The sequence below is a fragment of the Pectobacterium sp. S5 genome (genome assembly GCF_051707265.1).
Lineage (GTDB): Bacteria > Pseudomonadota > Gammaproteobacteria > Enterobacterales > Enterobacteriaceae > Pectobacterium > Pectobacterium polare.
Window position 1 is genome coordinate 414,067 of record NZ_JAULSZ010000002.1, and the last position, 25,785, is coordinate 439,851.

At 51.4% G+C, this 25,785-nt stretch carries 19 protein-coding genes and 1 other RNA gene; 7 read left to right on the forward strand and 13 right to left on the reverse strand.

Going from position 1 to position 25,785, the window contains the following annotated elements:
• Positions 1–23 precede the first annotated feature (23 nt).
• The 3 genes from QWJ20_RS11435 to licT all read right to left on the reverse strand — a co-directional run bounded on the left by QWJ20_RS11435 (position 24) and on the right by licT (position 4,656).
• On the reverse strand, positions 24–1,418 hold the full coding sequence (locus tag QWJ20_RS11435; protein ID WP_433992578.1) for a glycoside hydrolase family 1 protein: 1,395 nt from the start codon (positions 1,416–1,418) through the stop codon (positions 24–26).
• A gap of 35 nt (positions 1,419–1,453) precedes the next feature.
• The gene (gene bglF / locus QWJ20_RS11440) at positions 1,454–3,355 is read right to left on the reverse strand and encodes a PTS beta-glucoside transporter subunit IIABC (RefSeq protein ID WP_433992579.1); all 1,902 of its coding nucleotides are present in this window, start codon (positions 3,353–3,355) and stop codon (positions 1,454–1,456) included.
• 437 nt (positions 3,356–3,792) lie between these two features.
• Complete coding sequence (gene licT, locus QWJ20_RS11445) at positions 3,793–4,656, reverse strand: BglG family transcription antiterminator LicT (protein ID WP_014915788.1); 864 nt, start codon at positions 4,654–4,656, stop codon at positions 3,793–3,795.
• A gap of 639 nt (positions 4,657–5,295) precedes the next feature.
• On the opposite strand from licT, the gene pykF reads away from it, so the two are divergent.
• Both pykF and QWJ20_RS11455 read left to right on the forward strand, forming a co-directional pair.
• On the forward strand, positions 5,296–6,708 hold the full coding sequence (pykF, locus tag QWJ20_RS11450) for a pyruvate kinase PykF (RefSeq protein WP_039481178.1): 1,413 nt from the start codon (positions 5,296–5,298) through the stop codon (positions 6,706–6,708).
• 313 nt (positions 6,709–7,021) lie between these two features.
• A complete protein-coding gene (locus QWJ20_RS11455; protein WP_005970385.1) occupies positions 7,022–7,258 on the forward strand; it encodes a major outer membrane lipoprotein in 237 nt (78 codons plus the stop codon).
• 179 nt (positions 7,259–7,437) lie between these two features.
• Here QWJ20_RS11455 and QWJ20_RS11460 read toward each other — a convergent pair whose 3' ends face one another.
• The 7 genes from QWJ20_RS11460 to sufA all read right to left on the reverse strand — a co-directional run bounded on the left by QWJ20_RS11460 (position 7,438) and on the right by sufA (position 14,654).
• Positions 7,438–8,460, reverse strand: coding sequence for a L,D-transpeptidase family protein (locus QWJ20_RS11460; RefSeq protein WP_095699825.1), 1,023 nt, complete (start codon positions 8,458–8,460; stop codon positions 7,438–7,440).
• A gap of 475 nt (positions 8,461–8,935) precedes the next feature.
• A complete protein-coding gene (gene sufE / locus QWJ20_RS11465) occupies positions 8,936–9,352 on the reverse strand; it encodes a cysteine desulfuration protein SufE (RefSeq protein WP_039481183.1) in 417 nt (138 codons plus the stop codon).
• A gap of 33 nt (positions 9,353–9,385) precedes the next feature.
• On the reverse strand, positions 9,386–10,609 hold the full coding sequence (sufS, locus tag QWJ20_RS11470; RefSeq protein ID WP_233967417.1) for a cysteine desulfurase SufS: 1,224 nt from the start codon (positions 10,607–10,609) through the stop codon (positions 9,386–9,388).
• Positions 10,609–11,952: a Fe-S cluster assembly protein SufD gene (sufD, locus tag QWJ20_RS11475; protein WP_433992580.1), complete on the reverse strand. Its 1,344-nt coding sequence runs from the start codon at positions 11,950–11,952 to the stop codon at positions 10,609–10,611. Before sufD ends, sufS begins: the two co-directional genes overlap by 1 nt.
• Positions 11,927–12,673, reverse strand: coding sequence for a Fe-S cluster assembly ATPase SufC (sufC, locus tag QWJ20_RS11480; RefSeq protein WP_039481193.1), 747 nt, complete (start codon positions 12,671–12,673; stop codon positions 11,927–11,929). Before sufC ends, sufD begins: the two co-directional genes overlap by 26 nt.
• Before the next feature lie 96 nt (positions 12,674–12,769).
• The gene (gene sufB, locus QWJ20_RS11485) at positions 12,770–14,269 is read right to left on the reverse strand and encodes a Fe-S cluster assembly protein SufB (protein ID WP_039481195.1); all 1,500 of its coding nucleotides are present in this window, start codon (positions 14,267–14,269) and stop codon (positions 12,770–12,772) included.
• A 13-nt stretch (positions 14,270–14,282) separates the two neighbouring features.
• Positions 14,283–14,654 carry a Fe-S cluster assembly scaffold SufA gene (sufA, locus tag QWJ20_RS11490; RefSeq protein ID WP_039481198.1) on the reverse strand — a complete coding sequence of 124 codons (372 nt, stop codon included), beginning with the start codon at positions 14,652–14,654 and terminating at the stop codon, positions 14,283–14,285.
• Between the two features lie 426 nt (positions 14,655–15,080).
• On the opposite strand from sufA, the gene QWJ20_RS11495 reads away from it, so the two are divergent.
• Entirely contained in the window at positions 15,081–15,482 is a 402-nt protein-coding gene (locus QWJ20_RS11495) for a hypothetical protein (protein ID WP_095699828.1), read from the forward strand.
• 64 nt (positions 15,483–15,546) lie between these two features.
• Here the strand turns inward: QWJ20_RS11495 and menI are convergent, their stop codons facing one another.
• Both menI and ydiJ read right to left on the reverse strand, forming a co-directional pair.
• Positions 15,547–15,963: a 1,4-dihydroxy-2-naphthoyl-CoA hydrolase gene (gene menI / locus QWJ20_RS11500; protein ID WP_095699829.1), complete on the reverse strand. Its 417-nt coding sequence runs from the start codon at positions 15,961–15,963 to the stop codon at positions 15,547–15,549.
• Positions 15,963–19,016: a D-2-hydroxyglutarate dehydrogenase YdiJ gene (gene ydiJ / locus QWJ20_RS11505; protein ID WP_433992581.1), complete on the reverse strand. Its 3,054-nt coding sequence runs from the start codon at positions 19,014–19,016 to the stop codon at positions 15,963–15,965. The genes menI and ydiJ overlap by 1 nt, the downstream gene beginning before the upstream one ends.
• Before the next feature lie 295 nt (positions 19,017–19,311).
• Here ydiJ and ydiK point away from each other — a divergent pair, with 295 nt between their 5' ends.
• From ydiK to apbE, 3 genes are all read left to right on the forward strand, one after another.
• On the forward strand, positions 19,312–20,421 hold the full coding sequence (gene ydiK / locus QWJ20_RS11510; RefSeq protein WP_433992582.1) for an AI-2E family transporter YdiK: 1,110 nt from the start codon (positions 19,312–19,314) through the stop codon (positions 20,419–20,421).
• A gap of 326 nt (positions 20,422–20,747) precedes the next feature.
• Positions 20,748–20,859, forward strand: an RNA gene (gene rprA / locus QWJ20_RS11515) — antisense sRNA RprA.
• A 91-nt stretch (positions 20,860–20,950) separates the two neighbouring features.
• Positions 20,951–21,997 carry an FAD:protein FMN transferase ApbE gene (apbE, locus tag QWJ20_RS11520; RefSeq protein WP_174865373.1) on the forward strand — a complete coding sequence of 349 codons (1,047 nt, stop codon included), beginning with the start codon at positions 20,951–20,953 and terminating at the stop codon, positions 21,995–21,997.
• 213 nt (positions 21,998–22,210) lie between these two features.
• Here apbE and ppsA read toward each other — a convergent pair whose 3' ends face one another.
• A complete protein-coding gene (gene ppsA / locus QWJ20_RS11525) occupies positions 22,211–24,589 on the reverse strand; it encodes a phosphoenolpyruvate synthase (RefSeq protein ID WP_275209411.1) in 2,379 nt (792 codons plus the stop codon).
• Between the two features lie 300 nt (positions 24,590–24,889).
• Between ppsA and ppsR the strand changes: the two genes are divergently transcribed.
• Complete coding sequence (gene ppsR, locus QWJ20_RS11530; protein WP_095699834.1) at positions 24,890–25,711, forward strand: posphoenolpyruvate synthetase regulatory kinase/phosphorylase PpsR; 822 nt, start codon at positions 24,890–24,892, stop codon at positions 25,709–25,711.
• The last annotated feature ends 74 nt before the right edge of the window (positions 25,712–25,785 follow it).

A 25,785-nucleotide genomic window follows, 5' to 3' on the forward strand; every position in this document is an offset into this window, starting at 1 on the left:
AAATGACTCATCGATGCGATGGTTTATTTCAACGTTTCACCATTAGAGGAAATGACCTCTTTATACCAGTAGAAACTTTTCTTACGCCGACGTTCTAATGTGCCGTTCCCTTCATCATCACGATCGACATAAATGAAGCCGTAGCGTTTCGACATTTCGGCTTTTGACGCGCTGACCAGATCGATAGGCCCCCAGCAGGTGTAACCCATCACCTCAACGCCATCTTCCAGCGCTTCGCCCACTTGATACAGGTGATCGTTCAGGTATTGGATGCGATAGTCATCGTTAATGCTGCCATCGCTTTCAAGTTTGTCTTTGGCACCTAAACCGTTTTCCACAATGAACAGCGGTTTCTGGTAACGGTCATACAGATAGTTCAGTAAATAACGCAGCCCTTCCGGGTCGATCTGCCAGCCCCACTCGGAGCTTTCCAGATGCGGATTCGGCACCATATTCAAAATATTGCCACGGGCTTTCAGGTTCACTTCTTCATCGGTGGTCACGCAGCCCGTCATGTAATAGCTGAAAGAAATGAAATCGATGGTTTCTTTCAGCGACTGGCGATCGTCTTCCGTTACCGTCAGCGTAATACCGTGCTGTGCAAAGAAACGCTTCATGTACGCCGGGTAGTATCCTCGGGCTTGGACATCACCGAAGAACAGCCAGTCGCGGTTCTGCTGCATCGTTTCCATGACATCCGCAGGCTTGCAGGTTAATGGATAGAACATGGAACCCAACATCATATTGCCGATTTTGGCATCAGGGATGATGTCATGACACGCCTTCACCGCTTTAGCACTAGCCACGAGCTGGTGATGAATTGCCTGATAAATATCCTGCTTACTACTCTCGGTAGGTAAACCAATTCCTGTAAACGGCGCGTGTAATGCGCAGTTAATTTCGTTGAACGTCAGCCAGTATTTCACTTTGTCTTTATAGCGCTGGAATACTGTGCGGGCGTAACGCTCGAAGAACGTAATCGTTTCACGGCTTCCCCAGCCACCGTAATTCTTCACCAGACCGTACGGCATTTCATAGTGGGACAGCGTTACCAGCGGCTGAATGCCATACTTTTCCATTTCATCAAACAGACGATCGTAAAATGCCAGCCCTGCCTCATTCGGCTGGGTTTCATCGCCCTGCGGGAAAATGCGCGTCCAGGCAATCGAGATTCTCAGGCATTTGAAGCCCATTTCGGCAAAGAGCGCGATATCTTCGGGATAGCGGTGATAAAAATCGATCGCGGTGTCTTTGATTCCGCTATCGCCCGGTGTACGCGTGACGATCTCGCCAAAAATACCCTGTGGCTGTAAATCGGACGTTGATAGCCCTTTACCGGCCGTTAAATACGCACCTTCAACCTGATTGGCTGCGATCGCGCCGCCCCACAAGAATGCTTTCGGAAACTGATGGCTCATCTTTTCTCCTCCCAATTGGGTCGTAAATTTCAATGTCAGCGGATTAACGTCAGCAAAGCGCCCTGTTCCTGCACGGCATTTCCGGCGGTAGGCAGAACATCAACGTAATCTTCGCTATTGGTGATAATGACGGGCGTTGTCGTGTCATAACCGGCTTTCTCAATCGCCTGATAATCAAACTCCACCAGAAGATCGCCCTGTTTCACGACATCGCCAGTCTTAATGTGTGCAGTGAAATACTGACCATCCAATTTCACCGTATCGATACCGACGTGAATGAGCACCTCGGCCCCTTCTTCCGATTCGAGCCCAATGGCATGGTTGGTCTTAAACAGCGAGGCAACCGTACCGTTCACCGGGGAAACTACGCGCCCGGCCAGCGGTTTAATCGCAATCCCTTTTCCCATCAAGCCACTGGCAAACGTTTCATCGCCGACTTGTTCAAGTGGCAGAACCGTACCTTCGATCGGGCTGTTGATCTCTTGCTTGCGCGTTGCATCACTCTGACGCTGTGTGGCTTGTGGTGCCGCCTCAGGCGCATTTGCTTCTGTTGCTTTTTCTTGCGCGGGAATCCCGAACGCCCAGGTCGTCACAGCCGCGAAGGTAAAGGCAATCGCCGTACCAATGATGGCAGCCCAGACTGTATTATCGACACCGGTCGGCGGGATAACCTGAGTAAAGGTGAAGATGCTCGGGAAGCCGAAGGAGTAAATAGTGGTGTTGAAATATCCCAGAACACCCGCGCCGATGGCACCGCCTAAACAGCCAAAGATGAAAGGACGCTTCAGCGGCAGCGTGACGCCATACACCGCAGGTTCGGTAATACCGAAGATTGCCGCCGAGAACGCCGAACCAGAAATTCCTTTCAGCTTCATATCACGAGTACGCAGCAACACACCCAGCACCGCCCCTGCCTGCCCTAACACCGCAGGCGTCAGCAGCGGCAGCAGTGTGTCGTGCCCTAACACGCTGAGGTTGTTGATCATCAGCGGCGTTAAACCCCAGTGCAGACCAAAAATCACGAACACCTGCCACAGCGCCCCCATCAGTGCGCCCGCAATTGTGGAGTTCAGCCCGTAGATCAGCTGGTAACCACCGGCCAGCATATGCCCAAGCCAGGTTGCCGCCGGCCCAATCAGCAGGAACGTAACGGGGACAGTGATACAGAGGCACAATAACGGCGTGAAGAAATTGCGGATGTTGATATGCAATAGTGCATTCAGTGGCTTTTCCAGACGTGAGGAGAGCCAGGCCGAGAAAATAATGGGAATAACGGAAGAGGCATAATTAATAAATGTAATCGGAATGCCAAGGAAATAAAGTTGCTGATAATTCGCATTCTGCATAGCGCCAAATTCAGCAATCATGGAAGGATGCACCAGCGTGGCACCAATCACCATGGTAACGAATGGATTTCCACCAAATTTTTTCCCTGCGGTATAACCTAACACCACGGGGAAGAAAAAGAATAATGCATCGCTTGCTGCAAACAGAACTTTATAGGTTCCGCTGGTTTCAACCATCCACCCACACACTAAACTCAGGGCTAAGAATCCCTTTAAAATACCGGAAGCAACCATAACACCGATTAGTGGTGTAAATATGCCAGAAATAATATCGATGAAGCGGGAAAGAAGATTCCCTTTTTTCTCATCGCCTTCCTCATTATTTGAGGAATCAGCCTGATCGGTCAATCCAGCAATATTCTGTAAACTACGATAGACGTCACTGACATGATTGCCGACGACGACCTGAAATTGTCCGCCACTTTCAACGACCATAATCACGCCTGAATTACTTTTCAGCGCAGCGGCATCCGCTTTTTTATCGTCTTTTAATTTAAAACGTAATCGAGTTGCGCAGTGCATCACGCTAATGATGTTGCCGCGTCCGCCGACACCATCGAGTATCTCTGTTGCTAATGCTTTGTATTCCATCGTCTATCCTTAATACTAAACAGACCTAAATATCAATGATTTAAGGTTGTCAGCTCTGTTTGAGACAAAAAAAAACCTAAATCGCTTTTCCCAATAAGCATTGAGAAAACGATTTAGGTTTTGCCTGCCCGCCTAGATTAGCCTGACAGTAACAATCCTGATTGTTTACCCGTCATACTTCAAGTTTCATGTGCGTTGGCTGCGTTCACTCACCCGAATCACTTACCTGTGTAAGCTCATCGGGATTCATTCCCTTGCCGCCTTCCTGAAACTCGAATTATTTAGGGTATGTGCCAGCGCGACTTATGCGCCAACAATAAAACCAACTTCATCTGATAATTTACTTTCCACATACTCTATGCTTTCACGTTCACCGTATGCAAGGACATTTATCTTGTCATATTTTTATTTTGTGACGAAAAGCAAATTAACAGAACTTATTCCCCATCGCCTGGTTCTATTTTATCCTGACCTTCTGTCCGCACACGTTCAATATGAATGGTTAAGAACATCAACTCTTCTTTCGTTAACGTGTACTGATACTTTTGAACAATATGAACCTGTATTTTTTCCGCACAGCGATAAGATAATTGATATCTTTCCTTTACGACATCATGTAATGATTCGTCATCACTAAATACCGTACTCTTTCCTATTAGCCGCTGCGCGAAAAATTTCAAATGCGTAACAAAACGATGATAGCTTAACGCCTGTTCGTTATAATCCAGACTCAGCTGATATTTTACAATATTCAGTATTTCCTGCATGATTTTGGTAATCTGCAAGACTTCCGGCATTTCGCTGTCAAGCTGCGCATTCACCAAATGCAGCGCAATAAATCCCGCCTCGTCTTCCGGTAACCGCACGGCAAGACGCTGCTCAATAATATCCAGCGCCTCCAGACCAACAGCGAATTCCTTTGGATACAGCCGTTTTATTTCCCATAACAGCACATTGCGGATGTCCACCCCTTGTTTGTGGCGCTCTATCGCAAAATGGCAGTGATCCGTTAAGGAGATATAGACGCTGTTTTGCAGTTTCCCGGGCAAACGGTCTTTTGCCAGCAGAATGATCTTGTCTGCCGTCGTGATGACATCCATCGGAATCTCTGACAACAACTCCTGTAGACGCGATGTCAGCTCGCCGGATTTCATCACAAACACACGTTCAATCAGCGTTTCGTCCAGCAGATCGCCAGAGTGCTTTTTGAAGCCCAGCCCGCGTCCCATCACAACCGACTCATTATTGTTTTCGTCGATCACGGTGACGACATTATTGTTGAGTATTTTGGCAATCTTCATTTTTCAAACCCTGGAAACAAAAAAACCAGACACCCGTAGCAAGAACGAGCATCTGGTTTTGCCTGCTTACGCAGTAACAATCCGCAATGGCAGGTAAACTACCATTTGCATTCATCTTCTCAAGAAGCATGACACAAAAACGTGATACGGATCGACAGAAAAACATGCCGCTTACACGTGTTTTCTTTATTTATTGTCGACTGTTACAAGAATCAACCACTTGCCGTCGTTCGCCGTAATACCGTATTTATACCGTGGGTTTCTTAGGCAGTTGCGCAACAAAGTTAGGTAAAAACACCAAATCGCTCAGTTTTTTGCGTAAACACGACAAAATATTCAATTTCACCCCTTTTACCACCTTGTTTCTCGTCGCTTAATAACTATAATACGAAACGTCGTTTCAATTGAATGGTTTCAGCTAAACAACGTGCCACTATCAATAACATTATTATCAACGGCATCGCCAACGCGAATCCCGCTCTCATGCGACGAGCGGCTGTGCACTTCATCACCCATTCACGACGACCATCTATACTTACCTCCTATACTGTTCCCTCACGCATTCTTTCCAGCGGCCTGTCTCGCCTCGCCACTGGTTCACTCGTTTTTTTATCCATCACAACTTGTAGAAACTATCTTATGAAAAAGACAAAAATTGTTTGTACCATCGGGCCGAAAACTGAGTCGGAAGAAATGCTTGGCAACCTGCTGTCTGCCGGCATGAATGTTATGCGCCTGAATTTCTCTCACGGGGATTACGCAGAACACGGTCAACGCATCAAGAACCTGCGTGCCGTCATGGAAAAAACCGGTAAACAAGCCGCTATCCTCCTTGACACCAAAGGCCCAGAAATTCGTACCATGAAACTGGAAAACGGCGCTGACGTCACGCTGACCGCAGGTCAAACGTTCACGTTCACCACAGATCAAAGCATCGTGGGTAACAAAGATCGCGTTGCAGTAACCTACGCTGGATTTACTGAAGACCTGAGCGTCGGTAACACCGTTCTGGTTGATGACGGCTTGATCGGTATGCAGGTTACCGCAGTCAACGGTAACGACGTCGTTTGTAAAGTGCTGAACAATGGCGATCTGGGCGAGAATAAAGGCGTTAACCTGCCTGGCGTTTCCATCCAACTGCCTGCGCTGGCCGAAAAAGACAAACGCGACCTGATTTTCGGTTGCGAACAAGGCGTCGATTTCGTTGCGGCATCCTTTATCCGTAAACGTTCTGACGTTGAAGAGATCCGCGCTCACCTGAAAGCACACGGTGGCGAGCACATTCAGATCATCTCCAAGATTGAAAACCAGGAAGGCCTGAACAATTTTGACGAAATCCTGGAAGCATCCGACGGCATCATGGTTGCTCGTGGCGATCTGGGCGTTGAAATCCCAGTTGAAGAAGTCATCTTCGCGCAGAAGATGATGATTGAAAAATGTAACCTGGCACGCAAAGTGGTGATCACCGCAACGCAAATGCTGGATTCCATGATCAAAAACCCACGCCCTACCCGTGCTGAAGCTGGCGACGTGGCGAACGCCATCATCGACGGCACCGATGCCGTTATGCTGTCTGGCGAAAGTGCGAAAGGTAAATACCCGCTGGAATCCGTTACCATCATGGCGACGATCTGTCAGCGTACCGATTCCGTGATGAAAAGCCGTCTGGATACCATCAAGACTCCGCCAGTTCTGCGTATCACCGAGGCTGTCTGCCGTGGTGCGGTAGAAACTGCAGAGAAACTGGATGCGCCACTGATTGTAGTTGCGACCAGCGGCGGTAAGTCTGCCAAATCTATCCGTAAATACTTCCCGAATGCCCGCATTCTGGCGCTGACGACTAACGAAGTCACTGCGCGTCAGCTTCTGCTGAGCAAAGGCATTGATACGCTGCTGGTGAAGGAAATTGCCTCTACTGATGATTTCTACCGCATCGGTAAAGAAGCCGCACTGAACACCGGTCATGCGCAAGCTGGCGATGTTGTGGTTATGGTGTCTGGTGCACTGGTTTCCAGCGGCACAACCAACACCGCTTCCGTACACCGTCTCTAATCCCAACGATCAGATCGGTAAAAAGCGCCTTAATGGCGCTTTTTTTATATTCTGAAACGACTTTCTACAGTGCGATAACCTAATTAATGCGTCTGTGTAACACGTCATTTAATAGCCGAAAGCCTCAGAGTTATCCGATAAAAATAGCACTGTTTTCCTTACTTTTTTAATGAATATGTAAAACTCGCTGTTTCTTTGAGCGAACGATCAAAATTAAGCATGTTCTCATCAAAAATTTATTCTCATTAGAAAAAAGTTTGTGTAATACTTGTAACGCTACATGGAGATTAACTCAATCTAGAGGGTATTAATAATGAATCGTACTAAACTGGTACTGGGCGCGGTAATCCTGGGTTCTACTCTGCTTGCTGGTTGTTCAAGCAACGCTAAAATTGATCAGCTGTCTTCTGACGTTCAGACTCTGAACGCTAAAGTTGACCAACTGAGCAACGACGTGAACGCAATCCGCTCTGACGTACAAGCTGCTAAAGATGACGCAGCTCGTGCTAACCAGCGTCTGGACAACCAAGTTCGTACTTACAAAAAGTAATCGAACTGGTTAAGTAGTGAAAATGGCGCACACTGTGCGCCATTTTTTTTGCCTGCGTTTTACCTTTTCAGCGTTCTCTTTCAATCCTTTTTTCGCTTTGTCAGGCATCTTCATCCTTCTGCCCTATCCCTGTGCCAGCACAGATGCGCCTAAACGCATCTGGCCGATTTATTTCATTATTACCGAGCGGTGGTACTGATCGCCGTGATCGGCGCAACCTGATGCGTTTCAGGCGCTTCTGGAGCCGATTCTACAGGTGGCTGGTAGGTATTGATGTCTTGTCCTACGCTCACCACGATTGGCATGCCTGAACGGCGCACAATGGCATCAGCAACGGCTTTACTGTCCGTCTCCGCATCCTTAACAAACTTCTGCGTCTTCGCTGTCAGCGCAATCGGCATAGTTTGTGGATCGTCCTTATCGGTTTTCGACAGAGGCTGATGCACTTCAACGTAGCGTTTGCCGTCGGGTTCAACAGACGTTTTAATCGCATCGTTAACAATCTGCACTCGCGTACCGACTGGCACGTTGTCGAATAACGCTTTGATGTCATCCGGGCGCAGACGGATACAGCCGGAACTTACGCGCATACCGATACCGAAGTCCGCGTTCGTACCGTGCAGCAGATAAACGCCACCGTGTGCTGACAGGCGCAGCGCATGTAACCCCATCGGGTTATCTGGGCCAGCCGGAACGACGGCAGGCAGTTTAATGCCCTGCTCTTCAAGGTAATGCTTACGGATGTTCGCCGTTGGCGTCCAGGTCGGATTTTCACGCTTCTCGCTTACGCTGGTCGTCATCAGTGGCGTATTACGCCCCAGCTGACCAATGCCGATCGGGTAAACGATGACGGTATTCTTCCCTTTCGGGTAGTAGTAAAGGCGCAGTTCCGCCAAATTGACCACAATGCCTTCGCGCGGGGTATCCGGCAGCAGCATTTGCGTCGGGATCGTGAGCGTGGAACCTGCTGTCGGCAAGTAAGGATCGACGCCTGAATTCGCTTCCATCATGCCCAACAGGCCAATTTTGAAATCCGCCGCGATAGCTTCCAGCGGACGACCATCATTGGGGACCGTATAAGCGATATTCTCACCGATAAGGCGGCTATTGGGTGGTGGTAGCGGGTATTCCGTCGCGGTAGCGGCGGTGCTGGTCAGGTATGCCGCGAAGGCCATACCAAGTAAAGTTAACGCGCGTTTCATATTAGGTTCCCTACATCACAACTAACATAAGTAATTTATCAACGACATCCGGTTCTGTACCCAGAATGCGGTATCCGGTTGGCTATACCCTGTTTACCCCGTCATACCTCAAGCTGCCTGTGCATTCGCGTTTTTGCAACCTGAATGGTTCGGGGATATCTGGTGTCATGCGGCTATTGTTGCCCCTATCCACCGAGCGTGGGTATATATTAGCATTGTTGTAACAAAAGAATATTTTATTTAAAAATCAAAGCATTGATATTCAATTCTTTACAAAGCAGAGTCAGCATAAAATTTAATGAGAAATAAATATACGGGACGAATTCTGAAATATCAGCGAGTTAATAAATCTACCAAAAAACAATAACGTGCCGTTGGTAAAAATCAGTAAATGAAAAAACAAAAAAGCGCTGGACGTTTTTTTCCGTCACAGCGCTTTTTTATACTTCAGGAAAGCAGAAAACAGGGAAGAAAATTAAAGCAGTGCGGCGGCGTGCGCACGAATCGCGCGCAGCATCGCCTCAAGCCCCTGAGAACGGGATGGCGTCAGGTGTTGATTCAACGCCAGCGATTCAAAGAATGGCCGCACGTCCAGCTCAACAATCTCCTGCGCTGTCAGCCCCTGATACAGGCTGAACACCACCGCAATCAGCCCCTTCACAATCGCGGCATCGCTGTCGCCGTGCAGGGTGATAACGCCCTGTTCATCGGGCTGTGTCACAATCCAAACTTGACTTTGGCACCCTGAAATCAGGTTGTCTGGATTACGCCACTCGTCGGGCAGAGGGTCAAGACGCTCCCCTAACTCGATGACATAAAGATATTTTTCTTCCCAGTCATTACAGCGCGCAAAGTTGCGCGCCAGTTTCTGCGGTTCTGGCAGACTCGCCATGTTTTTCTCCCCGAACAGATCCGCGCGCGGCGCTTAACTGCCCAGCAATCGATGGATACGTTGCAATCCGGCAACCAGCCGGTCAATTTCTTCGCGTGTAGTATAAACGGCCAGCGAGGCGCGGCACATACTAGGAACACCGTAGTGTTCCATTAGCGGCATCGCGCAATGGTGGCCGGTGCGAATCGCAATACCGTACCGATCGAGGAAACTTCCGACATCATAGGCGTGGTGCTGCCCAAGGTTAAATGCAATAACGCCGTGGCGTTCAGCAGGCCCGTACAATGTCAGATCGGGCACCTGCGTGAGCGCTTCCAGCGCATACTGCATCAGCGAGGATTCATAACGTTGAATCTCTTCACGCCCCAGCGCCGTCACATAATCCAGTGCGGCACCTAAGCCCATAATACCGCCCGTATTGGGCGAACCGGCTTCAAAGCGCCACGGCGAATCGGCATAGGTGGTGCCCGTACGCAGGCTAACCTGACGAATCATCGCCCCGCCGCCTTCCCACGGCGGCATGGCCTGAAGCAGGTCACGTTTGCCGTATAACACGCCAATACCCGAAGGGCCGTAGATTTTATGTCCTGAAAAGACAAAGAAATCACAGTCCAGATCCTGCACATCGACCGTCTGATGCATAATCGACTGCGCACCATCGACCAACGTAACCGCACCAGCGGCTTTTGCCTGCGCGATCATGGCCTTCACCGGGTTGAGCGCACCGAGCACGTTAGAGATCTGCGTCACCGCCAGCAGGCGAGTACGTTCGTCCAGCAATGCAGGAAGCTGTGCGACATCCAGAGAGCCATCTTCGGCCAGCGGCAATACGCGAACCTCAACGCCACGCGCTTCCGCCAGCATCTGCCAGGGAACGATATTCGCATGGTGTTCCATCTCGGTGATGATCAGGTTGTCGCCCGGCTGAATGAAAGCGCGACCATAACTGTTAGCCACCAGATTGATGGCCTCCGTCGTCCCGCGGACGAAAACAATCTCTTCCACTGAGGCCGCATTGATAAAGGCGGCGACCTTCTCGCGCACGGCTTCCATCGCGCTGGTCGCCTGTGCGCTCAGCGTGTGAATACCGCGATGCACAGCAGCATATTCATGGCGATAGAATTCGGCTTCGCGATCGATAACCGCGTGCGGTTTTTGCGCACTCGCGGCGCTATCAAGATAGGCTAACGGCTGGCCGTTAACCTCGCTTGCCAGCAACGGGAAATCGGCACGAACCCGTTCAATAGGATAACTCATCATACCGCCTTGCCGGCATTCGCCAGCGCGTTTGGCAAACGCTGCGCGATACGTTCCAGAACCACATCTCGCAGAGACTCGTTTTCAATCGCTTCTGTGACTTCCGCCGCAAAGGCGAAGATGATCATCTGTTGCGCATCCTGCTGCGTAATACCACGAGAACGCAGATAGAACAGCTGCTCTTCGTCCATACGGCCAATAGTGGCACCGTGACTGCATTTCACGTCGTCTGCGTAGATTTCTAACTGCGGCTTGGTATCAACCTCAGCCAGTCGCCCCAGCAGCAGGTTGTTGTTAGTCATCTGTCCGTCAGTTTTCAGCGCATGCGGCGCAACTTTGATCATGCCGTTAAACACCGCTCTGGCGCGATCGTTGACGATGACTTTATGCAACTGGCGGCTTTCGCCATAGCCCTGATTGTGTTCCAGATACGTTCGCGTATCACACACTTCGCTGCCAACCGGCAGGATCAGGCTGTTCATGGACAGATTGGTACCTTCGCCGTTCAACTGGGCGCTGGTGTGGTGACGCGTCAGCCCCGCCCCCAGCAGGAAACTGTGGCTACGAACCCGAGCATCACGCGCCAGCACCAGATCGTTATGCGCGAAGTGGTAGCCCGCCGCCGCTTCAAACGCCAGCTTATAGTGGCTAACCTGGCTATTTTCCGCCGCATTCACCGTCAGGCGTGCGCCAGTAAAGTGCGCATGCTCATCCAGACTGACGTAGTGCTCGATAATTTCCGCGCTCGCGCCACGTTCGACGTTCAAATGATGACGATGGTGAACCGTGTTCAACGCGGCTTCCTGGCTACTGCTGATGTGCAACAGGTAAAGCGGTTTTTCCGCCTGCTGGCCGGCAGCCAGACGAATCAGCGTACTGGTGCTAGCCAGACTTTCGGTCAGGTGCAGGAACACTTCAGACTGGATGGCCGCAGGCAGCACGCCATGCGCATGCGCCGCCTGTACGTCAACTTGATAAGGGCCCCAGGCGCTGTCGCTGAGTTCGGCGTTGAATACGCCATCGACAAACACCAGACGCCAGCTATCCACCGCTAAGGCCAAGGCGTCTACCGCCGCACGATCGAGAGACGGTGCCTGTGGTGCGACAAATTCGTTGCTCAGCAAGCCATCCAGCGGCGTGTATTTCCAGTGCTCATGCTTACGGTTCGGTAAGCCAAGGCGCACCACATCCTGCCAGTGCTGGTTCGCCCCTTCAGAACGGCGCGACACATCACGTTCAAACAGACCATGCCATTGCTGCAGCGCCTGCTCTTGTTTCTGTGCGATGCTGGTTTTACCCGTCGCGTTATCGCTCGTCTTATTGCTCGTCGGTAAGCCAGCCATAGCCTTGCTCCTCCAACTGTTTCACCAGCGAGAAATCACCAGATTTCACAATACGACCCTGATACAGAACGTGGACGTGATCCGGTTTGATGTAATCAAGAATACGCTGGTAGTGCGTGACGATGATGAACGAACGTTTGCCATCGCGCAGGGAGTTCACGCCGTTAGAGACGATTTTCAGTGCATCGATGTCCAGACCTGAGTCGGTTTCATCCAGAATGCACAGATCCGGCTCCAGCGCCGCCATCTGCAGAATGTCGTTACGCTTCTTCTCGCCGCCGGAGAAGCCTACGTTGACCGAACGGGTCAGCAAATCTTCTGGCATATTCAACAGCGCGATCTTTTCTTCGATAAAGTCGGCGAAGTCAAAGCGATCCAGCGGTTCCTGCTCGCGGTATTTGCGCACCGCGTTAACGGAGGTTTGCAGGAAGAACTGGTTGCTGACGCCGGGGATCTCGACAGGGTACTGAAACGCCATAAAGACGCCTTCGCCCGCACGATCTTCTGGGGACAATTCCAGCAGATCTTTCCCTTTGAAGCTGACCGAACCGTCGGTCACTTCATATTCTTCGCGTCCAGCCAGCGTCGCGGAGAGCGTACTTTTTCCTGAGCCATTCGGGCCCATAATTGCGTGAACTTCACCTGGCTTAATGGTGAGATTAAGCCCTTTGATGATCTCTTTGCCTTCTACGCTGACTTTTAAATTTTCGATGCTTAACATGCTTATTCCTTCCAACGCCCAATGTGGCGGGCGCTTAATGAATTCCGGGACCGATGATTCTCATTATTCTCTGTGAAAATCCCGGTAACCGCCGAATTAACCCACGCTGTGTTCCAGGCTAATCGCCAGTAACTTTTGTGCTTCTACCGCGAATTCCAGCGGCAATTCAGAGAAGACGTCCTTACAGAATCCGTTCACGATCATCGAGATGGCGTCATCTTCGCTGATACCGCGTTGCAGACAGTAGAACAGCTGGTCTTCACCGATTTTCGAGGTCGTCGCTTCGTGCTCCAACTGCGCAGTATTGTTGCGCACTTCCACATACGGGAAGGTGTGCGCGCCGCACTCGCTGCCGATCAGCATGGAGTCACACTGGGTGAAGTTACGGGCGTTGGTTGCGCTCGGCATGATCTTCACCAGACCACGGTAGGTGTTCTCACTGCGCCCGGCGGAAATCCCTTTAGAGATAATGGTCGAACGGGTGTTTTTACCGATGTGAATCATCTTGGTGCCGGTATCGGCCTGCTGACGACCGTTGGTCAACGCGACAGAGAAGAATTCGCCCACGGAGTAGTCACCGCGCAGAATAACGCTCGGGTATTTCCAGGTGATCGCTGAGCCAGTTTCTGACTGCGTCCATGACATTTTTGAATGCTCGCCTGCACACAGCGCTCGCTTGGTCACGAAGTTCAGAATCCCGCCTTCTGCGTCATCTTTACCGGAGAACCAGTTCTGCACCGTGGAGTATTTCACTTCGGCATTCTTGTTGATGATGACTTCCACCACGGCGGCGTGCAGCTGGTAGGTGTCACGAACCGGCGCGGAACAGCCTTCGATGTAGCTGACGTAGCTGTCGTCATCGGCGATCAGGATCGTACGCTCGAACTGACCGGTTTTCGCCGCGTTGATGCGGAAATACGTCGACAGTTCCATCGGGCAGCGCACGCCTTTCGGGATGTACACAAACGTGCCGTCGGAGGCAACCGCCGAGTTCAGCGCCGCAAAGAAGTTGTCGTTCGCTGGGACGACTGTACCGAGATACTGACGCACCAGATCGGGATGTTCCTGAATCGCTTCGCTGAATGAGCAGAAAATAATGCCTTTTTCAGCCAGCTCATGCCGATACGTGGTCGCAACAGAGACGGAGTCGAAAATCGCGTCGACCGCGACTTTCTTGCCTTCACGGACAGGAACACCCAGCTGATTAAACGCATTCTCTACTTCGCTGGTCAGGTAATTATTCACGTCCGTAATCCCGGATTGCTGCTTGGCACCGGGCTCAGAGCCGCAGCTGTCATCGCAGTTACCGCAGGAAGGCGCGGAATAATAGCTATAGTCCTGATAGTCCAGTTTCTCGTAATGGGCTTTCAGCCAATGCGGTTCTTCCATCTCCAGCCACGCTTTGAAGGCATTGAGACGGAATTCCAGCATCCACTCAGGTTCGTTACGCTTCGCCGAGATCGCCCGTACGACATCTTCGTTGATGCCGTGCGCCAGCTCATCGGTTTCCAACTGCGTGAAGAAACCTTCTTTATAGCGTCCATCACCCATCCAGATCTGGACATCATCAGGTACATCTACCGTGCTACGTGCCATAATTTTTCATCACTTAAATGCCAAAGCTTTCGCCACATCCACAAGCATGCTGCGCTCTGGGATTATTAAACTTGAATATCTGATTCAGCCCTTCACGGACGAAATCAAGTTCTGTGCCGTCAATGAAAGGCATCGCCTTCAATGGGACATACAGTTTTGCGCCATCACGTTCGAATACCAGATCGTCGGTCTCGAACTCCTGTACCAGATCCAGCACATAGCCAAATCCTGCACAGCCTGATTGTTTAACGCCGAGCCGTAGTCCTTGCACGGCGTCATCCTGCTTCATCAGATTCTTAATCTGCTTCACGGCGCTGTCGGTCAGCGTCAATCCTTGCCAGACATTTTCATCCAGTGAAAACGTCCCTACATTTTCCGCTTGCATATGGAATACCTCATTGCGTGTGGTACCAGTTTTAGGCTGGTTTCCCCTAATGTTAGTGATAATGAAACTAGCTTCAACCTCTTGTTTCGCAGGGCTATTCGTAACATTTCGGTTTTTAACGAGCCAATAGCGCTATTTTACACGTCTCTGACGCGTCAAACAATGCGGCAAAAAATCAACTAACCAATTGATAATAAATGAATTAAATTCATCACCCCTGTCCCTTTCGGGAAGGTAAAAATTATCATCTCGTTATCATTATTATAACATTTATCGACAATACCTATTTGTAAAAGAGGGAAGGTATATGAAGATTTATGTGATTTCCGATCGGACTTTTAACGCTAAAGCACATTTTACCCATTGATCATGGCCTTTTTTATTAATATGATAATGATTATCATTTAATATTCAGGGTCGATAACCATGCTTTCCATGAATGCCTGGCTGCACCACCAAATTGACGAATATAAATTTCAGATTCGCGATGCCACCGTTGATTTCTATATGGCGGAAGCTCGCCTGAACCGTCCGGGAAGCAATATTGACCATTTACGTCGCTATCATAACGCCTGCATGGACATGGTTGAACTCTGTTTGAGAAATGGCGATGACGACAGCTATCTGCATGCGCTGGTCAAACTGCATAATCGGTTGATTAAAGAGATTAATAATGAAGGGCGTTGCCACCTCTTTCGAGTGCAAAGTTACTACTTTGCCCGTAACACGCTGAAGTCGATTTGCCATCAGTTAAGCATGCAAGGCTCGTGGGATAAAGCAACCGCGTTTCAGACCGACTTCGTTAAGCGCGTGCCGTTTCTCCCCTGAAGAGCAATGTTTTCCCAGAACCACGAAACCAGACCGGCCAGCAATCTGGTTTCGTGCTTGATGTTTACGGCGTAATGACCGACGTCGTCAGACGCGAAATGCAGCACAGGCGATTCTGATTATCAAAAATCTCAATCTGCCACACCTGACTACGGCGGCCAACGTGAAGCGCACGACACACGCCACGCACTTCCCCTTCGCGCACGGCTCGCAGATGATTAGCATTAATTTCAAGCCCCACCACCTGCTGATCGCCTTCAGAACACAGATAGCCCGCGACGGAACCCAGCGATTCCGCCAGCACGACAGATGCACCGCCGTGCAATAAGCCAAATGGCTGACGCGTGCGAGAATCCACTGGCATCACCGCTTCCAGAGAATCCTCCGCGATATGGGTATAACGAATACCGACATGACCCACCATACACGTTTGGCTCGGTTCGTTAAGCTGCTCAAGCGTAACCTGTCGTTTCCATAGCATCAGATAATCTCCAGCAAGGCCTGTAGCGGATGGCGCAATGCGCTGCCTTCCATGCGTTTCACCTGACTGCGGCATGAATAGCCCGTAGTCAGGCAGCGTTTCTGCGGCAACTTCTGCAACACCTGCTGCCAGGACAGCGCATAGATTCCCTGCGAGTTAGCGAGGTTCTTGGTTTCATGCCCGTAGGTTCCCGCCATGCCGCAGCAGCCAACGCTGACATTCTCCAGTTTGGCACCAAAGCGCGAGAAGATATCGGACCACTGTTTCGTACTGATCGGCAGCGCCGTGGTTTCCGTACAGTGCCCCAGCAGATACCAGGATTCACCCGTGGCAGGCTGCGGCGTGCTGTCTGCCAATGCCGTCACTAGCCATTCATGCACCAGTTGCACCTGAAAATCGCCACGCTTCTCGCCCAAAATTTCGCGGTATTCGTCGCGATAGCACAGCACCAGCGCCGGATCGACGCCTACCATCGGCATTCCCAGTTTGGCGACGCGGTTCAGGAAATCTGCCGTCTTCGACGCCGTTTTGGCAAAACGTTGCAGGAAGCCTTTAATATGTTGCGCCTTCCCGTTCGGCGAGAACGGCAACAGGACGGGCTTCAGCTTCAGTTTTTCGATCAGATGGACGAAATCTGCCACCACTTGCGCATCGTAATAGCTGGTAAACGGATCCTGCACGATTAACACGTACTGCTGGCGTTCCGCTTCCGGCAACTGTTCCAACTGCTCAAGCGTGGTGTTGACGCCACTGTGTCCTGCAAATTGCTGGCGCAGCGATGGCGATGACAGCAGGGGCAGATCAACCATGCCGATCTGGCTGCGGCTCAGGTTATTCAGCAGCGGCATTTTCAGGAAGAAGTTAAACGTCTTCGGGCTGCGCGCCATCAGTGGAGCATAGCTTTCGACACCGGCAACCAGATAGTCACGCACCGGACGCAAATAGCGCGTGTGGTAAAGTTGCAGGAAGCGAGAACGGAAACCGGGCACGTCAATTTTGATAGGGCACTGCGTTGAGCAGGCTTTACACGCCAGACAGCCCGACATCGCGTCTTTGACTTCGTGCGAGAAATCGTAATCCCCTTGCTTCGCCTGCCAGGTATTGCGGGTCTTCTGGATAAAGGCGCGCAGGCTCAGTTTCTGCTGCGGCAACGCTTTTTCCAGCGCTACGGGATCGACGCCCTGCTCTGCCAGCAGGCGTAACCATTCACGCACCAGCGTCGCACGACCTTTCGGGGAATGAATCCGGTTACCGCTGATTTTCATCGACGGGCACATTGGGCTACGGGCATCAAAGTTAAAGCACAGACCATTGCCGTTACATTCCATCGCGCCACGGAACGCCGTGCGCACCGTCAGCGGGATCGTGCGATCGAACGTGCCGCGCTTGACTGCATCGACTTTCATCATCGGCGCATCCACGTCTAGCGGCGCACAAATCTTACCGGGATTAAGTCGGTTATCAGGGTCGAACGCGGCCTTGATACGGCGCAGTTCGGCATACAGTTCCGGCCCAAAGAATTCAGGGCTGTACTCGGCGCGGAAGCCTTTACCGTGCTCACCCCACAGCAGACCGCCATATTTGGCCGTCAACGCAACAATCTGGTCAGAAAGCTGTTTCATCAGCATTTCTTGTTGCGGGTCGCACATATCCAGCGCCGGACGAACGTGCAGCACCCCTGCATCCACATGACCGAACATGCCGTACGTCAGGTTATGGCTGTCCAACAGCGCGCGGAACTCTTCGATGTAATCCGCCAGATGCTGTGGCGGCACGCAAGTATCTTCCGCAAACGGAATCGGCTTCGCCAATCCTTTGCTGTTGCCCAGCAGCCCGACGGCTTTTTTCCGCATGGCATAAATACGCTCGATTCCGGCCAGATCGTTACAGGTTTGGTAACCAATCACCCCGCCTTCTCCGCTTGCCAGCAGCGTATCCAGCCGTTGACAGAGCGAGTCGACCTGCCCGTTAATCAGTGCTTCATCATCACCTGCGAATTCAACGATATTCAGGCCGAGCATTTCCTGATTAGGCACATCGGTAATCAGTTCGCTGACGGAATGCCAGACGATATCTTCGCGGGCAAGGTTTAAGACTTTGGAATCCACGGTTTCAACGGATAACGCCTTCGCTTCCACCATGAACGGCGCATTGCGCAACGCGGAGTTGAAGGAGTCGTATTTGATATTGACCAGACGACGGCTCTTCGGCAGCGGCGTGATATCGAGCTTCGCTTCGGTGATAAACGCCAGCGTGCCTTCCGCCCCGGTCAGAATACGCGTCAGGTCAAAGGTGCGGAGATCGTCGCTGAACACATGACGCAGGTCATAACCCGTCAGAAAACGATTCAGCTTAGGGAATTTGTCGATAATCAACGCACGCTGTTCGCGACAGCGGTGCAGCACCGTATGGTAAATACGGCCGATGGCGGAATCTTCTAACGCCAGCTTCTCTGCCAGTTCTATCGGCATCGCCTGCGTATCCAGCATTTCGCCGCCCAGTAGCACCGCACGCAGCCCCAGCACATGGTCTGAAGTTTTACCGTACACCAGCGAACCTTGCCCTGAGGCATCGGTATTGATCATGCCGCCCAGCGTCGCCCGGTTACTGGTCGACAGCTCGGGGGCGAAGAAATAACCATAAGGCTTCAGGTATTGATTAAGCTGATCTTTAATGACGCCCGCTTCGACGCGCACCCAGCCTTTCTCAGGATTGATCTCCAGAATGCGATTCATATAACGCGACATATCGACCACGATGCCGCGATTCAGCGCCTGCCCGTTCGTTCCTGTCCCGCCACCGCGTGGAGTAAAGGTCAGCCCTGAAAAACGCGTATCGCCCGCCAGCCGTGAGAGGATCGCGACATCAGCGGTTGAACGGGGGAAAACCACCGCATCCGGCAAAAGTTGATAGATGCTGTTATCCGTTGCCATCGTCAGACGATCGGCATAATTGGTCGCCGTATCGCCTGTGAATCCGTTTTTCTTCAATGCTTCCAGAAAATTAAGCACCGGCTGGACCAGCCCGGGAGATTGCGTGATCTGTGGGATCATTATTTTTTGACCCTGTCCGTACATGATGTGTTTGCCAATATGTCGTGATATGCCTGTGAAGAGCCCGATATAGCCGCTCTGTCATCGGGGACATCACGTTTTATCACATTTCGCAATCGTGTGCGCTCTCGGATCGGCAAAAACATACAGCGTGTTGGCTAATGGCCGTTTCACCAACAAAATGTTCAACACGCTGTCAAAACCCTCGGAAATATCTCATGATGGCTCGTGACTACATGGCTTCACCCAAGCAACCTCGCCTAAGCCCTTTCTTTTGCTATTGAGGAACGATTCATTGAGCAAATATTCCCAGCCACCACGATTTGATCTGGCCAGAATCCTGTTCAGTCTGGTGTTTATTACCATCATGATTATTGCCTGTTTTTGGGTGGTACAGCCTTTTATTCTGGGATTCGCCTGGGCGTGTATGGTGGTTATTGCCACCTGGCCGATGCTGATTAAATTTCAGGCACTATTATGGGGGAGACGTTCTCTCGCCGTGCTCGTTATGACGCTGCTGCTCATCCTGCTATTTATTGTCCCGATTGCCGTTCTTGTGAGTAGCGTGGTGGAGAACAGTTCGGCGCTAATGAGCTGGGGAGCCAGACAGGAAAACTTTTCGCCGCCAGCGCTGGAGTGGCTGACGTCCATTCCTTTAGTCGGTGAGAAATTATTCAACAGCTGGCAGACGCTGTTGCAAAGCGGCGGCAGCGGTCTTTTCGCCAAGGTGCAGCCCTATTTTGGTAAAACCGCAACCTGGTTGGTTGCACAGGCGGCGCATGTCGGGCGCTTTCTGATGCACTGTTCCCTGATGCTGATCTTCAGCGCTCTGCTGTATTACAAAGGTGAAGCCGTTGCGAAGGCCGTGCGACATTTCGCTATCCGGCTGGGACAGGAGCGCGGCGATGCCGCTGTGATTCTGGCAGCGCAATCAATTCGCGCCGTCGCACTGGGCGTGGTGGTAACGGCCATCGTGCAATCGGTGTTAGGCGGAATTGGTCTGGGGCTGTCTGGAATTCCTTACACCACGCTATTAACCGTGCTGATGTTTCTGTGTTGTCTGGCACAGTTAGGGCCGCTTCCGGTATTGATTCCTGCCATTATCTGGCTGTATTGGACGGGCGATAACACCTGGGGCACCATCCTGCTGGTCTGGAGCTGCGTCGTTGGCACCATCGATAACGTTATCCGCCCAGTATTAATCAAAATGGGCGCCGATCTTCCTATGTTGTTGATTCTTTCCGGCGTGATTGGCGGATTGCTGGCATTTGGCATGATAGGGATATTTATTGGCCCGGTCGTCCTTGCCGTTTCCTATCGTCTGCTGTTTGCCTGGATGCGTGAAATCCCCGAGCCACAAAACATCCTTTCCGTTAATACGTCTAACACGCCAGATAAAGAGTAAGACCGGTAATCACCGTTTTCTCTTCCCGTGGGCGGTACGCCGCCCACGCATTCCCTCTCTTCGCACCGCTTCTCCGCCATTATCTTTCGTGCACGGTTTTGACACTATTTTTCGGCGCTATCATTCCCTTACTTTTTCAATAGGTAAAAATAGCTAATGATTAACCCTCTATTCCTAGGGATTAGTCCTAAAAATTTTGATATCATTTCTCTAATGCATCAATATTATTGACAATGTAAAAACTCCGAGAAGCCAATTCTTAAAAGATAATTAACTATTAGGATGATTCTTAATGACTGAATAGGGCATAATCCATAGGATAAATACCGGAGCTAGTATTAACCTACTGTTTGTCAATGAGGTTTCCTCCTCGTCAGAGTTAGTAACGAATTGCTGTGTGTAGTCTTTGCCCATCCCCTGAGATGGGCCTTTTTTTTCCTTTCATTTGTCTTCCATTCAATTACGCTTCATCCCTTTTTTGTTACTCTCCTGTCTGCCTACCCTTAGTTCAGTTTTTCAGGAGTTTTTCATGATGCCTCTTGCCGCGAAGAGAGTGCTACTCTGTGGCTTATTCAGCCTTCTGACAGCCTGCGATAACCCAACGCCTACGACACAGCGGCCTTTGTTGACCATTGAAGGCAAAACCATGGGGACGTTTTACAGCGTAAAAATTAGCGGCGACGTCACCGAAGACAAAACGCAGCTGCAACGGGAAATCGATGTCCTGCTGGAGCAGGCCAATGACGATATTTCTACCTACCGTGACGATTCAGTCCTGTCGCGTTTTAACCAGTACCGAGGAACGGATCCCCAGCCCATCAGCAATGGCATGGCAGATATCATTCTGGCCGCGCTGCGTATCGGTAAAGCCACGCACGGTGCGATGGATATCACCGTCGGCCCGTTGGTTAATCTTTGGGGATTCGGCCCGCATAAGCAGCCGACACGGATCCCCAGCCAACAGCAGATCGATGTAGCGCGGCAAAATGTCGGGCTGCGTCACCTGAAACTGATCGGTGACGAAAAGGGAGAATGGATTCAGAAAGATCTCCCAGGTTTGTATGTCGATCTCTCCACACTGGGCGAAGGATACGGCGCCGACGTTCTCGCGCAGCTAATGACACGTAAAGGGATCACCAATTATCTGGTTTCCGTCGGTGGCGCGGTTTCCAGCCGTGGGGTGAACGCCGAGGGTACGCCGTGGCGTGTGGCGATTCAGAAACCCACGGATCAGGAAAATGCGGCACAGGCGGCGGTGAATTTGCAGGGTTATGCAATCAGCACATCCGGCAGCTATCGGAATTATTTTGAAGAGGACAGCAAGCGCTATTCGCACGTTATCGATCCCGAGACGGGTAGACCGATTACTCATCAGCTGGTTTCTGCAACCGTGATTGCACCAACCGCGCTGGAAGCGGATGGCTGGGATACCGGTTTGATGGTGTTGGGAACAGAGAAGGCGTTGAAACTGGCAGAACAGCAGGGGCTAGCGGTTTATCTGATTACCAAAACGGATAAGGGCTTTAGCGCGGTGATGACACCACAGTTTAAATCCTTCCTGATTGCGGCACCGTGATTTTCAGCACGGCTTGCGATCGGCGGCGGCCGAGCGGTGGTAATGGATAGATCGTAAAGACGCTGTGAATACGTCCCTGTACGCTCGGGTTGCGCCATCCATGGCGCAAACGCTTTACTCTTCTATTCCATTACCACCGTTCTCATTCCGTAAATACGGTTTCAACAGTCTGAATGCCTGATGGCTACACACATCAGGCATTCACAGTACTGATTACTTGTGCTCAGCCAGATTCAGCCAGGTTTGCACCACGGTGTCCGGGTTAAGCGACAGGCTATCGATGCCCTGCTCCATCAGCCAGATCGCGAAATCTTCGTGATCTGACGGACCTTGACCGCAGATACCGACGTATTTGCCCTGTTTCTTGGCGGCCTTGATCGCCATCGACAGCAGCGCCTTCACCGCATCGTTACGTTCATCAAACAGCGACGATACCACGCCGGAATCACGATCCAGACCTAGCGCAAGCTGTGTCATGTCGTTTGAGCCGATAGAGAAGCCATCAAAGTGTTGCAGGAATTCATCGGCCAACAGCGCGTTGGACGGAATTTCGCACATCATGATGATTTTCAGACCGTCTTCGCCACGGCGCAAACCTTGATTCGCCAGTTCAGCCACCACCGCTTCCGCTTGTGCCACGGTACGAACGAACGGGATCATGATCTCGACGTTCTTCAAGCCCATCACGTTACGCACGCGTTTGACGGCTTCGCATTCCAGCGCAAAACAGGCTTTGAAGTCCGGCGACACGTAGCGACCCGCACCGCGGAAGCCCAGCATCGGGTTCTCTTCTTCTGGCTCATAGCGCTCGCCACCGACCAGATTGGCGTACTCGTTGGATTTAAAATCGGACAGGCGGACGATGACACGCTTTGGTGAGAATGCGGCTGCCAGCGTCGCGATTCCTTCCGTCAGGCGACCGACGTAGAACTCCACCGGGTCGTCGAAGCCCTGCATCAGCGTTTTGATTTCACGTTGCACTTCAGGGGCTTGCTGATCGAATTCCAGCAGCGCACGCGGGTGCACGCCAATCATGCGGTTGATGATGAATTCCAGACGTGCCAGACCGACGCCATCGTTTGGCAGGCAGGCAAAATCAAATGCGCGGTCAGGGTTACCCACGTTCATCATGATTTTCAGCGGCAGTGCTGGCATTTCATCAATCTGTGAACTCTTCACGGAGAAGTCCAGCAGATCCTGATACACGTAGCCCGTGTCGCCTTCCGCACAGGAAACGGTCACTTTCTGCCCTTTGCGCAAACGCTCGGTTGCATCGCCGCAGCCCACGACGGCCGGAATGCCCAACTCGCGTGCGATAATCGCCGCGTGACAGGTACGTCCACCGCGATTGGTGACAATCGCCGCCGCTTTCTTCATGATCGGTTCCCAGTCTGGGTCGGTCATGTCGGTTACCAGCACATCGCCTGCGTTGATCAGGTGCATCTCGCTGATGTCCTGAATCACTTTCACTTCACCCGCACCGATGCGGTGGCCGATCGCACGGCCTTCCACCAGCACCGTGCCGCTAGCTGGCAGGTGGTAACGTTCCATCACCTGACCGTTAGAACGAACCGTTTCTGGGCGCGCCTGCACAATATAAAGCTTGCCGGTATGACCATCTTTCGCCCACTCGATGTCCATCGGACGGCCGTAGTGTTTTTCAATCAGCAGTGCCTGACGCGCCAGCGCCTGCACTTCATCATCCGTCAGGCTGAAACGCGTCGTTTGTTCTGTTGGCACATCTTCAATCCGTACCTGCTTGCCATGTTCCTGGCTCGCGGCATACACCATACGGACTTTTTTCGATCCCATATTACGGCGCACAATTGCAGGTTTGTTGTTCTGCAACGTCGGTTTGTGAACATAGAACTCGTCTGGGTTCACCGCGCCTTGCACCACCATTTCACCCAAGCCGTAAGCCGACGTAATGAACACTACCTGATCAAAACCGGATTCGGTATCAATGGTAAACATCACGCCCGCAGAGGCCAGATCGGACCGCACCATGCGCTGCACACCCGCCGACAGCGCCACGCCACGGTGGTCATACCCCTGATGTACACGATAGGAGATCGCACGATCGTTAAACAGCGATGCAAATACGTGCTTCACGGCCACCATCACCGCATCAATGCCCTGCACGTTCAGGAAGGTTTCCTGTTGACCGGCAAAGGACGCATCCGGCATATCTTCTGCCGTGGCGGAAGAACGCACGGCAAACGAGGCGTCTTTCTCACCGTCAGCCAGTTGCTGGTAGGCGTCACTGATTGCCTGCTCCAGCTCTGGCTGGAAAGGCGTATCAATAATCCACTGGCGGATCTGCGTACCAGCGCTCGACAGCTGGCTCAGATCGTCAATGTCGGTGCGATCGAGCAGCTCATAAATGCGCTGGTTAATCCCGCTTTGATTAAGAAAATCATTAAACGCCTGCGCCGTTGTCGCAAAGCCGTTGGGAACGGCTACGCCCAATCCTGAAAGGTTGGTGATCATTTCACCCAGAGAGGCATTTTTACCTCCCACCCTTTCAACGTCGTGCATACCGAGCTGGTTATACCAAAGGACATTACGCAAATCAGGGCCGTTATTGGACATCGAAAATAATCCTTTCTGCATACAATTAGGGTATGAAAGAGTTCGGTTGAGAATCGCCTCAACGCAATCAGGTTAGCATAGCGTTTTGATGAACATGGACAGGTGAATCGATCAACCTATGAAAAAAAACTGATTTCACGGCGAATGATTGCTTAACGCGGTAAAAATCCAATATCGTAGAAGATTAGCATTCTTTATCATGAAGATAATGAAATGGCGTTTTAATAAAAGTATTCTTGAAACGCAATTTTTGACGAGGTTAACGTGTTCGGGTTGTCTAAAATATCAACAGGGGGTTATGTGGAAAGAAGCGTATTTTATGTCTCGGACGGTACGGCCATTACGGCAGAAGTACTGGGCCATGCGGTGCTGTCCCAGTTCCCTGTGAACACGGTTAGCTATACCTTACCTTTCGTGGAAAGTGAAGCGCGCGCCAAAGCCGTGTGTGAGCAAATCAATACGCTGTATCAGCAAACCGGTGTGCGACCGCTGGTGTTTTATTCCATCGTCACGCCGACCGTGCGTAACATTATTACCAGCAGCGAAGGGTTTTGCCAGGATATCGTACAGGCGCTGGTTGCTCCCTTGCAGGAAGAATTGAACACGCCACCGACACCGATTGCCAACCGCACCCACGGTTTAACGGCCAATAACCTGAGCAAATACGACGCTCGTATTGCCGCCATCGACTATACGCTGGCGCACGATGACGGCATCTCGCTGCGCAATCTCGATCAGGCACAGGTTATTCTGCTGGGCGTGTCGCGCTGCGGCAAGACGCCGACCAGCCTGTATCTGGCGATGCAATTTGGCATTCGCGCCGCCAACTATCCTTTTGTTGCTGATGATATGGATAACCTGCGCCTGCCCGACGCGTTGAAACCTTTCCAGCACAAGCTATTCGGGCTCACCATTGATGCCGAACGGCTGGCGGCCATTCGGGAAGAGCGCCGGGGCAACAGTCGCTATGCTTCGTTGCGCCAGTGCCGCATGGAACTTAGTGAAGTTGAAGCGCTATTTCGCAAACACCAGATTAAATATCTCAATACCACCAATTATTCCGTTGAGGAAATTTCCGCCAAAATCATCGACATTCTCGGCATGAGTCGAAGAATGTACTAGTACATGAGATATTTTTTATCCTGATGCGGTTGTAATGTGCGCCAGTTCGTTTATTGTGTGCTCCATCACTTCCC